The following is a 14,026-nucleotide window of genomic DNA, read 5'->3' as shown; positions in this document are numbered from 1 at the left end:
TGGGATTCATATGGACGCAACTGTTTCCAAACGATGGCTGCTGGCAAGGCTCTATGAGCCGGAGCAGACCATAGTAGACTGCCGGTTTACGCTCGGTAAACCTCAGGCTGGCCGGGAAAGCTATGAACAAGAGCATATTCCGGGTGCGGTCTATCTCGATTTGGAGCTGGATCTGTCAGGCCCTGTGGGAGAACATGGCGGACGCCACCCCCTCCCCGACCCGCAGGTACTTGCAGCACGCCTCTCGAAGCTGGGAATCGGAAATGATTCACGCATTGTCGCCTATGATGACGAAAGTGGCATGAATGCTGCGCGGCTCTGGTGGCTGCTGCGTTACCTGGGGCATGAACAGGTATTCATTCTGGAAGGCGGCTTCAGCGCATGGAAGGCAGAGAAATTCCCTGTAACGGAGCATCAGCCGGTGCGGGTGCCAAGCTCGTTTCAGGCAAATGTGCAGCTGAAGATGCTGGTTGACGTGAACAAAGTACATCAGGTATCTGCTAATATGGAGCCTTCGGCTTCTCCGGCCGGCCTCACTCCGGTCCTGATCGATTCCCGCGCCCGGGAACGCTTCCTGGGTCTGGAAGAAACCTTGGACAATAAAGCCGGACATATCCCTGGTGCGTTTAACTTCTTCTGGAAAGAAACGCAGAATGCTGATGGAAGCTACAAAAGTGCCGAGGAGCTGCAGGAGCATTTCTCCGAGCTGGACAAAGACGCTGAGATCATCGTCTACTGCGGCTCCGGCGTCACCGCCTGCCCGAATGTACTGGCACTGGAGCGTGCGGGATTCAATAATGTGAGGTTGTATCCCGGGAGCTGGAGTGATTGGATTTCGTATCAGGAGAATGCGGTGGCTACCGGGGAAGAGTAAAATTAGCACGATATATGTATAAGGAATTTGGAGGACTGAACCAGCAGTCTCACAGGTCTCTGGTTCAGTCCAATCATAGCATTAGATTGCCTTCTCTGGTTTCTTTACCTCTACTCCATTGAGGATTAAATGCAAGCGGATCTCTGCCTTGAGTGAATCAGAGACGGCACAATACTTCTCCTCAGCCATCAGGATGGCTTTCCAGAGCCGGTAATCGGGGACATCCCCATCGATATGAAAGAACAGATCAATTGCTGTGAATCCGGAAGGGTTCACTTCCTTGCGTGTTCCATCTGCTTCAATTTCAAGACGTGTGATCCCAGATAGGAATCGATCCAGAATCATCGTGATATCGATGCCCATACAGCCTCCCAAACCAGCCAGCAGCAATTCCATGGGAGTCATGCCTTCGCCGTTCCCGCCGTATTTGGGAGTTGCATCCATCTCTACAGAATAACCTGAAGGTCCTATAGAATTAAACATCCGTTTACCCTTCCAAATTGTCGAAACTTTCACTATATTTTTACCTTCTTCCTTAAATTTCGTTGATCTGGCGCAAGAATCTCCGCGTCCTTTCCTCTTTTGGATCTTCAAAAAACCGCTGCGGAGCCGCTTCTTCGATGATGTTCCCATCTGCCATCAAAATGATTTTGGTCGCCACTTCACGGGCAAACTTCATCTCATGTGACACGACCAGCATCGTCATGCCCTCCTGAGCTAGCTCACGCATCACACTCAGCACCTCACCCACAAGCTCGGGATCAAGCGCAGAAGTAGGTTCATCAAATAACATTACAGCGGGTTCCATAGCCAGAGAACGGGCAATCGCCACTCTTTGTTGTTGTCCGCCAGAGAGCCGGGAAGGATAATATGCTTCACGGTCCGCCAGTCCAACGCGATCCAGAAGCTTTCGCCCTATAGCTACAGCTTGATCCTTCGGCAGCTTCTTCACGGTGATCAGACCTTCGATCACATTGCCGAGCGCTGTTTTGTGCGGATATAGATTAAATTGCTGGAACACCATCCCGCTCTGCTTGCGGATATTCCTGGTGGCCTGCTGACGCAAACGTCTGGAAGCTGTGGCATCCACCACAATACCATTTACTTCAAAGCTGCCACCCGAGATGTCCTCCAGACCATTTAAGCAGCGAAGCAATGTGCTTTTGCCTGAACCGCTCGGTCCCAGGACGACGACAATATCTTGTGCTGCCACCTCTATATTAATGCTCTTCAGCACTTCATGATCCTGAAAATGCTTGGATAAGCCTGTAGTCGTTATCATGTTAACGTCATCTCCATGTTTAGTAAGCTTTGGCTAATCTCCGTTCGAACCGTTCCAGGATGAAGGCCAGCCCTGTACTCATAATCCAATACATCACTCCGATCCCCAGATAAAAAGGCATATATTGATAATATTGGGCAATGAGCAGCTGTGCTTGGCGCAGCAGTTCGCTGACCGTGATAACTGAAACGAGTGAGGTCTCCTTCAGCATACCAATAAACGTATTCCCCATAGGCGGAATGGCAATACGCATGGCCTGGGGCAGTACAATTCTGCGCATCGCCTGCCATGGCGTCATCCCGGTTGAATAAGCAGCCTCCAATTGTCCCTTCGGAACAGACAGAATGGCCCCGCGAAACGTCTCAGACAAGTAAGCCCCGGCATTCACACTAAGCGCAATATAGGCTGCTGTAAGGGAACCGAGTGTAATTCCATAATCCACAAGCCCATAATAAATGATTACAATCTGTACCAGGAGCGGTGTACCGCGAATGATAGACACATAGAAACGGGCGATCCACCGAATCGGCAGATTCCCTTTGAGGCGGGCGATAGCCACCACTAGTCCGATGATCAGACCGAAGAACATGGAGACAAGCGTCAGCAGTAAGGTAAAACCGGCTCCCTTCAACAAGAAGGGCAGGTTGTCGAACACGAGTTGCATAGATACTATCCCCTTCCCGCCATAGGGCGCGCGCTCCAACATTTATTTTGCGGGTGTCTCATTGAACCATTTTTGAAAAAGAGTATCGTAGGTGCCATCTGCCTTCATATCCGCCAAAGCTTTATTCATTGCATCCCGCAGTTCTGTATTCTCCTTGCGAAGAGCTACACCCGCCATATCGGATTTGATCGCTTCACCAACCGCTTTAATCTGAAAGCCATTCTCATCCACAACCGGTTTCAAGGCATACAGATTATTAATGGTAGCATCAATCCGTCCTGCATCCAGATCTTTCAGTGAGGTAATGACGTCATCATACGTCTTGATCTCGAAATCACCTACTTTTGGCAGCACTTCGGTACGCAGGTAGGTTTCATCGTTCGTTCCGAGTCCAACCCCAATCGTCTTCCCTTTGAAGTCTTCCAGCTTCGTGATATCTGTATTTTTAGTATTGACGATGATTTTGACATTGTTCGTGATGTAAGAATCCGTGAAATCAATTTGCTTCTTACGTTCATCTGTTATCGTAACCTGGCTAATCACGATGTCGAATTTCTTCGCTTGCAGACTTGGGATCAGCCCGGAGAAATCCTGAGTCGTGAATTCTGCTGTCACTCCAAGACGTTTGGCAATTTCCTTGGCGATATCAGGGTCAAAGCCATCTACTTCTTTCTTTTCATTCAAAAAGGTATACGGTGGATAGGTCCCCATTGTACCGACCTTGATCACACCCGCTTCTTTAATTTGTTCCAGTTCATTTGCCGCTTTAATTCCCGAGTCCGAGTTCCCCCCGCAAGCGCTTAAAACCAGGCCGAACACTGCTAGAGCTGTTATTGTAACCACAGCTAATTTACGTTTTATCATATCGTTTCTCTCCCTTTATCTATATTCTTCCCAACAATCCGTAAAATTCGAAATTGGCCAATTCAGTAGCTAATTGCTGTGCAGAGGCTTGCGCAACCTTTGTATGAATTTCTTCGGAGCCAAATAACCAGCGTGAAAGCAAACCGTCACACATACTCATCAACAAAGCAGCGCGAAGCTCAACCTCTATTCCCTCAGGTAGCATTTGAAGCTCTATCGCTCTTTCTATATTGTGGCGAAAAGCTTGCTCCATCGCATTTCGGGTAGCCGAAATACGGTTCCTTATTGTTTGGTCGGCCCCATTTCCCATCAGGAGGATCTCCATAAGATGGCGGTTATCTGCGGCGAAACTGAACAACCGGTGGAACAGAACTTCTGAAGCTTTTACCATATCTGTAATATCTCCGGGATCTTGACGATAACCTTGGGATATCACTTGCAGCAGCTGTTCCTTGCCTGTTTCGATAATCTCCAGTGCAATGGCTTCCTTACTCTTAAAGTGCCAGTAAAAGGTTCCTTGGGCTACGCCCGCTCCCTGAACGATGTCAGATATTTTCGTCTGATGATATCCGTGTCGGGCAAACTTTTCTAGCGCTATCTTCATCAGTTGAGTTCTACGATCTATGTTTCCGTTGTTTTCATCAATAGGCAATCCATCTCCTCCTCCCGATTGATTAGTCAGTCAGTTGTCTTTTTTAAATCCTATAGGATAACTTTGTTATTGTCAATGGATTGTTTATATTTCGTCCTACTACACGACATATTTTGCTACGGTGGACTAATTTACTAACCAACTTACGGTTCAATTGAATCTGGGGCTGCTTTGACAGTTAAGGATACAGTTCGAGCTGTTCCACAAGCATCACGATAACCAGCAAGGCTGCCGGTATAGGCAGGCGTTTTTTCTTTACACTCTCCCCTTTGGTTATGAAAATAATGGTTTTTACAGCTGTGAAGTCTGCTGAAGTTCCGGATTAAGAAATAGTATAATATATGGATAGAAAATAAACGTCCCGTTTTTTGTTTCAAATTTGAATGGAAAGTAGTGTGAAGCATGAATCTCTCACCAGTAAACAGCAGCTATTCTGTTCAGCCAATCACTGGCTTCAACCAGGAAAAGGCTGCCTTATCCCGGTTGCTTGCGGCCTCAGATTCCGGGATCGGCCCGTTGATGCATAGCGGAAGGTGGTGCTAAGAATGAACGGTAAGGATGGCGTCCCGCCTGAAGGAACATTCGAACAGCTTGATCAGTTGTGGTTCAGACTTCGAAGCATCGCACAGAACAACAGTCCCAATGGAGAGTGGTCACTTCGGCTGCAATTTCTTGAATCGCATATGCTCCTGATTCCAATAGTTGGCCGGGGTTGGATAACGGTAGATGGCAAGTATAGTGAACTCAGGGCGGGATTTGTATTTGTTTGCCTGCCAGGGCAATTGATCGAAGCACGTCTAGAGGGTACAGGAGACCAGAGATTATACATTCTGCGGTTTGATGTATTTGGTCAGCGTGATCTGCCTGAACGTCAGGAACAGACAAGCTCATCGGAGCTTCATATCCCCTTCCCCTTGGAAGGAGAAACAGCAATTGCTTCAACTATTACTTACAGCAAACACTGTGAGTCCATCGCCGCTTCCATGGGAAGCATAAACCCCTTGCAATGGCTGCATGCACAGAGCGGATTCTATGAGCTACTGTATAGTCTGCTGAACGATGCCAGCCAGCTGCATCTGAGCGATACTGATGCTGTTATGGAGCGGGTCAAGACATATATAGAGCAACACTACCGCGAAGATATCTCCATTCGTCTGCTGGCTGGCGAGGCAGGCACTAGCGAAAGGCATTTCATCAGACTGTTCAAGCAGAAATATGGTCTCAGCGCGATTGAATACCTGACCGAATACCGGATCAGACAAGCAAGGAGCCTTATGCTGCCGCAAACGAATTATGAATTGAAGGATATTGCCGCTTACGTCGGTTACAAGGACATTCCTTATTTCCGGCGCAAATTCAAGCAAATTACCGGTGTAGCTCCGGCAACATTCATGCGAAATGCCAAGCTGAAAATTGTTGCATACCACGGCAGCCTGATTGGGGCACTGCTTACCCTGAATATTATTCCCTGCGCAGCTCCGGCTGACCATCCTTGGACTGAATATTACCGCCGTAAATATGAGCCTGGTGCGGTACTGCCTCTTGCCCAAGATGACGATACCAGAATACAGCAACTCACCTCCCTCCATCCTGATTTTATTCTGGGGCTGGAGCAAACGCTAAGTCCCGACATACTGAAGCAGCTTCAAGAGCTTGCACCCACTTATTTCGTATCCTGGCTCCGAATGGATTGGCGGACGCAATTAAGATTCATCGGAAAATGTCTTAACAAGTCAAAGGAAACAGAGGCATGGTTAGACAAATATGAGCGCAAAGCCGAGGCTGTCCGGGCGGACTTAGATCATGAACTCGCCAAGGACAAGCTCCTTATTGCCCGAATATCCGGTCAGAAGATTACCGTGTTGTCTAATCGAAGCTTGGGTGAAGTGCTCTACGATGATCTGCATTTACTCCCGGCGTCCGTTGTTAACCGCAAGCTTAGCTATCAGACATTGACGCTGGAAGAGCTGGGGTCTGCGGATGCGGACAGGCTCCTGTTGATTGTGGATGAGGATGTCCACTCGCAGGCCGTCTGGTCTGAGCTCCGGGACAAGAAGTCGTGGAAGCAGCCTGATCCCGCCGGATATTCGCGTATTGACCATCTCCCTCCCTTTCCCTGGACAGAGTATACATCGTTCACACAGGAGCTGATTCTCGACCTAGCGTTGTCTCTTTGGCGTAATCGAACATAAAATATTGGCGTGATTGTCAATAGTCGAATCTAAAAGATTGTTTTATACTCCTAACAGTGATATTGATTCTCACTCGCAAGTGAGATTTAAGGTATCGAAAATCAGGAGGTTACATAATAAATGATACAGTTAAGAACAGGAATGGCGTTCTGTATGACTATTGTGCTGGTATTGGTAATGGCAGCTTGCTCAAATAACAGTGGACAGGCCGAGATTGCCGCCTCAGCTGAAGCGGACACTCGTGTAGTGAAAAGTGAAAAGGGCGAGACTACGATCCCTGCCAATCCAACCAAAGTCATCGGACTCTCCGTAGTCTATCCGGAGTTTCTGCAAGCATTGGGCGTTACACCCATAGCAGTACAGAACTACCAAACGGATCTACCAACCTATCTGAGAGAACCGCTCAAGGATACCCTTAAAATGGGCATTGCAGAAACCCCAAATTTTGAAATGATATTGGCCTCTGAACCAGATCTTATCCTTGCTCCCGTCTGGTGGTCTGACAAGGACTATGACCAGTTATCCGGGATCGCACCGACGGTTCTGCTGCCACAGCGCGATGACTGGCGTGATGAACTGAAGGATATAGGCGAGGTCCTGGGCAAGAAGGACATTGCAGAGAAGGTCATTCAAGATCTGGCAGCCCAAGAAGCTGAAGCCAAGCGGAAGCTTGATGATCTGGTTGGCAATGAAACCGTGTTGTATATGATGGTTATGCCTAACAGCCTCATTCTCTATGGGGATCAGATCGATCGCGGAAAGTTTATTCATACCACGCTTGGGCTGGAGATGATTCCGAACTTCCCCGATAAAGATCTGTCATTATCCATATCACTTGAGAAATTGCCGGAGTATAATCCCGACCACCTCATTATTCAGCTGAATAATGAAGACAGTGCTGAGGTTAAGCAAACCTATGAAGACATGCTGGATAGTCCTCTGTGGAAGAACATCAACGCGGTCAAGAAGAATCAGGTGTATACGATGGCGGGCAAGGATTGGTTTAACGTGGGCATGTCTCCGCTGGCGAACCGCTATGCGATTGATTCGGTTCTCCAAGCCTTTGAAGGCAACACGGAATAAAGGGGATTTAAGGATGTGCGAAACCGAAAAATTGCAATTGGGAGAACGTTTTTTCATCCATTCGGAAGCTGCGGAGAATGCAGTGGTTACTTTATCGCTTACCGAATTAAGCCAGCCAGCAAATGCTGAGCATCTGCTCATAACTTATGCTTCCATGCTCGGAACAGATGACAAGCGTCTGGCAGCTGCTATCTTTTGCAGCTGGTATGCCGGAATTTGCGGAGCCAAATATGCACTGCTCACGGCTTCACCCCCGATGGCTCGTGCCTTGTGCCTGAGCAACATGTCTGTACAGCTCATCCGCACTGAGGGATTCCCCATATTCTCCTTTCCTGTCCATGAAAATCGGGACGATCTCTGCCAAAAACATAGTTCTGGGGAAGAATTACTAGATGAGCTTGGTTTGTTCTATAAGAATGATGTTAGACCGATTATTCTTGCTCTTGCCGAAGCCGCACAGACCAAGGCAGTGATGCTATGGAAGCATATTTATAATCAGCTATATACCTATATGGAAGAGGAAGCCCGGGACGCAGCAGGTGAGAGCCAACGCAACCTTATCATCGAGCAATTCAAATCTGTGACCTGGGAACTCGAACCGGAGGTATTCGGACTTCCCGTCAATCCGTTCCGCATCATGCCCAAATTCAGAACGGACCCCAACCCTCCGCACCGCATTATATCTATTAAGGCGACCTGCTGTCTGGCCTATCAGCTCAGAGCGGATCATGGATACTGCAGTAGCTGTCCTATACTGCCACCGGAGCAGCCAGAGATAACAAATTGAAGGGGTTGTCCCATAAGTAGAATTTCTATGACTTAGACACAGCTTTCTTCATTCTTAAGACCACAAAAAGTGAGCAAAGCAGCGATTCTCCCGTTATTGGAGGATCGCTGCTTTGCGTTTTTGGTCATGGGTGGCTTGCCTTAGCAGATTATGGGCAAGGGAAAGCCACCCGACTTCAATCGTCACTTTTTCGATGCCGCATCGGCAAAATCGCCGGATGCCCCGGTTATTCTCCAGTTGTCCAAACACACTCTCCGGTTCCGTCATCCGGCGCACGGCCAAGGCGCAACCTTCTTCACCCGTAGAATCTCACGAGCCTGGTTCTGGTACCGTATTCGTTCCAGACTAACGACGATTTCACGGTTTCCGGCGGCTTTTGTACAACGCTCCTTCAATGGGCAACCTTTGCAGCTTCTAGTCACAACATCAAGCACACCCTGCCTGCTTAACTGTAGAATTGCCAGAGTACAAGCTGGCCCACCAGAACTACCATCATCGCCACAGGCAGAATGGCCAACCACTTGACACGGGCAGTCGAAGCAAACCGATTCTTCATCCAGGATAGCAGCAGCGCCGCTAAGAACAATACAGCCAATCCGGTCAGAGCATAATTTACCAAAATCTGAGGATAGACTTCGTCATAGGCACGCTCATTGTTACTGAGCATCCGCAAGGCCAGAACCAGATTGTTCACCACAATTCCGGTTCCCGTTAAAGTCAGGCCAGCCTCCAGTTTGCGGCTGAACGCTCGAGGTGCAGGGCGTGTTCTGGTTCTTCGCTTATTCAAAATCGCCTTCACCAGCAATACTAACGGGGCGATAATGAAGTAGACGATGACCAGCACCGCCAACGCGGCACTCAAGAGCAGCACCGGCATTGATTTACTTGCAGGCAGCGGCAAATAATCAGTGGTATATACCGAGATCGCCTCTACCTTACCATTACTGACCTTGGCATGCAGCATTGGCCAGGCATCGAGTGCCGAGTCTCCGCTCACTTTCTCATAGAGGTAAGGTTGAACCTGCTTATAGCTTCCAGTCATGCCTGCAAGTGATACCTGGAGCTGGTCCACTCCCTGCGGCTCAAGCTTCATCAGCGTAAGATAGGGGAATAGAGTCATGAAGCCATGTCCAGGGCGGCGCGCAGCCATGAACTCACCTTGAACCTCAGACGTATCCGGCAGATCAACAGCATCCGCCTGCTCACGTGTGCCCACTATCGCTTTGGCTAGACCATGTACAATTTTAGATTCACTGGCCTGATTAGTCATAATTACGAGCGCAAACCGGTCTTCAGGCACGATCTGCAGATTGGTGGCAAAAGCAATCGTATTCCCGCCATGTCCCAACGTCCGGTGCATTCCGGGATATTCCCAGAATCCATGTGCAATGCCCGGCATTCCTTCAGCTGAGGCATAACTCTGGGTCAGCATCGTGCCCAGCGTCTCCGGCTTCTTGAACAGAGGGGATTGTTCCCCGGCTGCAGGCATGAATGCCCTTGCAAACTTAGCCAAATCTTCCGCAGTGCCGTTATTACCACCGTTGGGGTACATGGACATATAATTCCATGATCCCAGCGTAAAGGACCCTTCTCCATCGAAGAAATAACCTTTAGCTTTATGCTCCAGCAGCTCCGGGCGGTCCTCTACGACGGAATGAGCAATAGAATCCCTCATGCCCAGTGTGTCAAAAATATGCTGCTGAACGTATTCATGATAAGGCTGACCACTGATTCTCTCCACAATATATGCAGCCAGTGAGTTGCCATAGTTCGAATAGGCTACAACCTCACCTGGTCTGTAAATCTGTGACGGCTGGGCTAGCTGCAGCCCCTCTTCCAGCGAACGCACTTCCTCAGGGGACTGATAGGCCATATCGAACATATACTCTTCGAATCCGGCATTATGGTTCATCAGATTGAGCATCGTTATGGGATCATCATACTTTAGTTTGGTTAGGAAATTCTCCGGCAAATAGCTGCGGATATCTACATTCAGGTCAATTTCCCCTTGTTCTTCCAGCTGCATCACAGATGTCCAAACTGCAAGCTTGCTGATCGAACCCCACTCCATTACTGTATCCGGTGAGACAGGGATCTGCTGCTCCACATCGGCGTAGCCGTAACCCTTGGACAGTACCACCTGGCCATTCTTCACCATAACAATAGACGCACCTACGGATTGTTGCCCTATGTACTCTTTTACATAATCATCGACAAAAGCTTCCAAACCTGCCAGCGGAATCCCGGAAGGGGTTGCTCCCCCTGCTCCGCCGCTACCTATCTCCGCAGCAAATGCTGTAATACTACCGGATAGTAACAATAGTATTGAGAACACAAGTGTAAATCCTCTTCTTAACAATAAGACCTCTCCTTTAGTCAAGTAAACTCCTGCAGTTCTCCTATTCTAACAAATATCTTCACACATAACCGCATAATATTGTAAAAGTAAACTAAGGCCGGGTATAGGATGGTGAAGTTATATGCGGGGAGCTGGAGTGACTGGATTAGTTATGAGGGGAACCCGATAGCTGTCGGAGATGAAGAACAACCGGACAAGGCATAGCAGTATGCGTATCTTGAATACATCGCCATATGGGCAACTTGCTTTAGGCGATGTATTTTTTATGCTCGAAGTCAACACGAAATTAACATGCGCGCTCTGTAAATATTTTCAGGAAACCACGCGCTGAGCGCTTGTTGGTATGCTCCTTCATGTACCTTTTAACCCCTCGCACACGTACGTCCTCGCCGCTGTACACACATAAAGAAGACCGATCAGCCCCTCCTCGTGGGAATGGCTAATCGGCCCTTAACTACTCGTTGTTTACTTTACGGCTCCTTTTGAATGAACACTAAGTCAACAACGAATTCAACTTGTAATACGATCAACAGAAAAAGAGCGATCCGTACGGCTTGACCCAGCTATGTTGTATACTTCGCCTTAGCTCAAACCGTATTATTTAGTCAGACCCGTCCTCCACGGGCTTCTTGCTCCACAAGTCCTCTCAAGTGTAGCCAAGGAAGATCGTTGCACAATCTCTTATGAGGAGAATCCGATTGCAACGGGAGAAGAGTAAGATCTGAAAGGTCGCGTTGGTCGCGGGTTTGGGGGTTGTGGCAGGTTGCCACAGCCCTTTCGGTCTTCTCTGCAAACAGCTTGCCAACAAGCAGTTGCAGCAGCTACTCAAAAACTAGCTATAGCTAGGTGGTCGAGTCAGAAGGCTGGTGAACAATAGCCGGTTTTTCTGGCTCTCCTCGGTGAGCGGCGCTGTTCATAATCGCTGTAGAATCTGATAGGCAGTGTACTCACATCAGGGATGCCAGATCGATAGACAGCCGGTGAATCGGCTGCTGAACAGGCTGTCCCAGCCGGTACAGGAAGGAAGGTCGCGGTTCTTCGGACACTTGCTTGTGAATAAGACCGGCGTCATGAAAATCATGCAGACGCAAGGATAGTTGGCGAGGCGTTATGCCGGTGAGCGACTGGCGGATATCCTGGAACCGCTCGTGATTATAGTTCAGCGTTAGCAGAACAGACAAGCCCCAGGCCTTGTCTGATAGTCTGCCATGTCCAATCTGCTCTTCGCTGAGTTGGACGGCACGGGCTGCTTCGCGGTGGAGCCGTCCTTTGTCGGTCAGCACATACTCGGGGAGGAGCGGATGCCGCCGTTCTTGCGGAGATAGATGAACGAGCAAACCATCCGCTATCATCTTCTTCAAATTAGCGGTTAGCCGGGAAGGCGCGATACCGAGCTTGTTCTGCAGCGGGGTGAAGCGACCGCCACGTTCGTCAAGCGAAAGCAGGATGGGCAATGTCCATTGCCCGGTTAGCTCCCGACTCAGCTTTAGCACTTCTTCTTTCTTGCTCAAGACTCTGTAAGCGGTTCGGATAACATCAGATTATGCCCGTCGGGGTCCACGAAAGTGGCCAGCTTGGTCAACTCAGGAATATGTTCGACTTCACCAATAAAAGTTACCCCTTTACTCTCGAGCTGCTGTATCGCTTCCTCGATATTCCATACTTCAAATACGGTCGAAGAAGTAGCTGGTTCTACGGTCTCTGCCACTGAAAAACCAATTACGCAGTCCTTGGTGTTGGTATTCACCATGGCCATGCCACTCTCCGCATCATGAAAGATAACTTCGAAACCAAGCTTGCCTGAGTAAAACGCTATTGTTTGCTCTAAGTTGGATACGCTGTACCATACGGTTAGACCTGATCTGTACATAAATTAGCCTCCTATGATAAATCTGAATTTTACTACCGATAATATACCACGTATAATAACGGTAGTAAAGTGATCAAGGTTCCTCGTTCATACTCCAGAATGAAATTATATATGGGGGTAATGCGAGCGAATCTATTAGTTATGAGGGGAATTCAATTGCGGTGGGGGACGAGGAGAAGGAGTAATCAGCATAATAGTATGTAATCTGGAGTACATCGCTCGAACAGCGATGTACTTCTTTACGTTGTGCTCAGGCGTTCAAGAATATGCAATGACGTTGATGATCGGTTTTGATGCGTTTATCCCACTATTGCATCGTATTTGGCGGCCTCGACCGCGGAAAAAATTCGCGCTAAAGTGGTGGATCTCGCGGAACACAGCGATTGTCATCGGCCACGATCGGCTACTTTCTGGCCGAATGCAAGTGGGACGAAGAAGTGCTTTAAACCAAAGTCGTGCAGATGTCTGAAAGGATTGAGGAGCCGTTGTTCGTTATCGATGATAATAGGATCACCCGGAAGACAAAGCCATCGTCACAGGCACAGTCTCAAATAGAACCTACCGGTTTTTATCATTTTCATCCCGCTTGCCCCTCACCAGCAGGACATTCCACTGTCAACTTCTAAGCATTATTTATTAGCAGCAGCATACGGCTTGATTCATACAGGAAGTCTTAACTTGACATGTATTTGTCAAGTTTTATAGTTATACTGAAACCAAGAGGTGAGCGGATGCAAAGCAGCAGATTATTTCAAATGATTTATATTTTATTGGAAAAGGCGACTGTTACGGCACCCGAGTTGGCTGAGCGGTTCGCTCCGTTCTCTCCGAGCCAATGGCGCTGGCGTACCACAAACCAGGCTCTTGGTCTTGGCGGTGGAAGCAACGACCCTCGATCATCGTAGGCGGCAATGCAATGACGCTGGCGGATCACAAGTCTCTGTACATGCCCAACGTTCCTGATCTGAAACCATTTTCAGCGTATATCCGACAGCTGGAGTGACTGGATTAGGGGAATGCCAGATTTAACGTGTTGCCGTCTTCTTTTGGCTTTTATATGACTAAGATGGCTTCCAAAATGCAATATAGTGTTTACATTTTACAATACATAAGTTACAATCACTCCCAACCAATAACTGGAAAGGAACTCTCGTGTGCTTGTTAACAACGTTCGTGAACTGAGGGCCCGCTTCAGATAGTTGCAGCAGGACCTAGCGGATGACATCAGAGCCACTCGCCAGACAGTAGGGTTAATCGAGAAAGGAGATTGCTCCCCTTCGATTACGCTCTCTCTTAAAATTGCCGCAGCTTTCAAGTTACCCGTCGGGGAAGTATTTTATAAAAGATGTTAAAACGGATTATGTGTTCGCCATTACTTTCAACCCCATTGTTTCCCGGC

15 protein-coding genes are annotated in these 14,026 nt (G+C 48.4%); 5 read left to right on the top strand and 10 right to left on the bottom strand.

From position 1 onward, the window contains the following. Positions 1-10: 10 nt before the first annotated feature. Positions 11-874 carry a sulfurtransferase gene (locus NST07_RS14965; RefSeq protein WP_342481818.1) on the top strand — a complete coding sequence of 288 codons (864 nt, stop codon included), beginning with the start codon at positions 11-13 and terminating at the stop codon, positions 872-874. Between the two features lie 81 nt (positions 875-955). Here the strand turns inward: NST07_RS14965 and NST07_RS14960 are convergent, their stop codons facing one another. The 5 genes from NST07_RS14960 to NST07_RS14940 are packed head-to-tail and all read right to left on the bottom strand — an operon-like array spanning position 956 to position 4,288. Further along, positions 956-1,390, bottom strand: a complete 435-nt coding sequence (locus tag NST07_RS14960; RefSeq protein WP_215184439.1) for an OsmC family protein — start codon at positions 1,388-1,390, stop codon at positions 956-958. 19 nt (positions 1,391-1,409) lie between these two features. Then, positions 1,410-2,156 (bottom strand): amino acid ABC transporter ATP-binding protein, encoded by a 747-nt coding sequence (locus NST07_RS14955; RefSeq protein WP_341092740.1) that lies wholly within the window; start codon positions 2,154-2,156, stop codon positions 1,410-1,412. Positions 2,157-2,175: 19 nt separating this feature from the next. After that, a complete protein-coding gene (locus tag NST07_RS14950) occupies positions 2,176-2,820 on the bottom strand; it encodes an amino acid ABC transporter permease (RefSeq protein ID WP_189022729.1) in 645 nt (214 codons plus the stop codon). A 42-nt stretch (positions 2,821-2,862) separates the two neighbouring features. Continuing rightward, positions 2,863-3,684, bottom strand: a complete 822-nt coding sequence (locus tag NST07_RS14945) for an ABC transporter substrate-binding protein (RefSeq protein WP_341092735.1) — start codon at positions 3,682-3,684, stop codon at positions 2,863-2,865. Between the two features lie 19 nt (positions 3,685-3,703). Beyond that, positions 3,704-4,288, bottom strand: a complete 585-nt coding sequence (locus NST07_RS14940; protein WP_341097654.1) for a TetR/AcrR family transcriptional regulator — start codon at positions 4,286-4,288, stop codon at positions 3,704-3,706. A 593-nt stretch (positions 4,289-4,881) separates the two neighbouring features. Here NST07_RS14940 and NST07_RS14935 point away from each other — a divergent pair. The 3 genes from NST07_RS14935 to NST07_RS14925 all read left to right on the top strand — a co-directional run bounded on the left by NST07_RS14935 (position 4,882) and on the right by NST07_RS14925 (position 8,398). Continuing rightward, complete coding sequence (locus tag NST07_RS14935) at positions 4,882-6,528, top strand: AraC family transcriptional regulator (protein WP_341378420.1); 1,647 nt, start codon at positions 4,882-4,884, stop codon at positions 6,526-6,528. A 120-nt stretch (positions 6,529-6,648) separates the two neighbouring features. Beyond that, positions 6,649-7,611: an ABC transporter substrate-binding protein gene (locus NST07_RS14930; protein ID WP_342481817.1), complete on the top strand. Its 963-nt coding sequence runs from the start codon at positions 6,649-6,651 to the stop codon at positions 7,609-7,611. Positions 7,612-7,624: 13 nt separating this feature from the next. Continuing rightward, positions 7,625-8,398, top strand: a complete 774-nt coding sequence (locus NST07_RS14925) for a (2Fe-2S)-binding protein (RefSeq protein WP_341092732.1) — start codon at positions 7,625-7,627, stop codon at positions 8,396-8,398. A gap of 93 nt (positions 8,399-8,491) precedes the next feature. On the opposite strand, the gene NST07_RS14920 is transcribed toward NST07_RS14925, so the two are convergent. The 5 genes from NST07_RS14920 to NST07_RS14900 form a co-directional block, all read right to left on the bottom strand. Next, entirely contained in the window at positions 8,492-8,665 is a 174-nt protein-coding gene (locus tag NST07_RS14920) for a transposase (protein WP_341092731.1), read from the bottom strand. Further along, complete coding sequence (locus NST07_RS14915; RefSeq protein ID WP_341092730.1) at positions 8,662-8,820, bottom strand: transposase; 159 nt, start codon at positions 8,818-8,820, stop codon at positions 8,662-8,664. The genes NST07_RS14920 and NST07_RS14915 overlap by 4 nt, the downstream gene beginning before the upstream one ends. A 23-nt stretch (positions 8,821-8,843) precedes the next feature. After that, entirely contained in the window at positions 8,844-10,757 is a 1,914-nt protein-coding gene (locus NST07_RS14910) for a serine hydrolase domain-containing protein (RefSeq protein ID WP_342481816.1), read from the bottom strand. A 947-nt stretch (positions 10,758-11,704) separates the two neighbouring features. Then, positions 11,705-12,268 (bottom strand): winged helix-turn-helix transcriptional regulator, encoded by a 564-nt coding sequence (locus NST07_RS14905; RefSeq protein WP_341092728.1) that lies wholly within the window; start codon positions 12,266-12,268, stop codon positions 11,705-11,707. Next, positions 12,265-12,627, bottom strand: coding sequence for a VOC family protein (locus NST07_RS14900; protein WP_341092727.1), 363 nt, complete (start codon positions 12,625-12,627; stop codon positions 12,265-12,267). Before NST07_RS14900 ends, NST07_RS14905 begins: the two co-directional genes overlap by 4 nt. Before the next feature lie 1,199 nt (positions 12,628-13,826). Here NST07_RS14900 and NST07_RS14895 point away from each other — a divergent pair. Beyond that, positions 13,827-13,979 (top strand): helix-turn-helix domain-containing protein, encoded by a 153-nt coding sequence (locus NST07_RS14895; RefSeq protein WP_341092726.1) that lies wholly within the window; start codon positions 13,827-13,829, stop codon positions 13,977-13,979. Positions 13,980-14,026: the final 47 nt, after the last annotated feature.

Source organism: Paenibacillus sp. FSL L8-0340 (assembly GCF_038593145.1).
Lineage (GTDB): Bacteria > Bacillota > Bacilli > Paenibacillales > Paenibacillaceae > Paenibacillus_AQ.
Note: the sequence above shows the minus strand (reverse complement) of the source record. Positions and strands in the feature narration are given on the sequence as shown.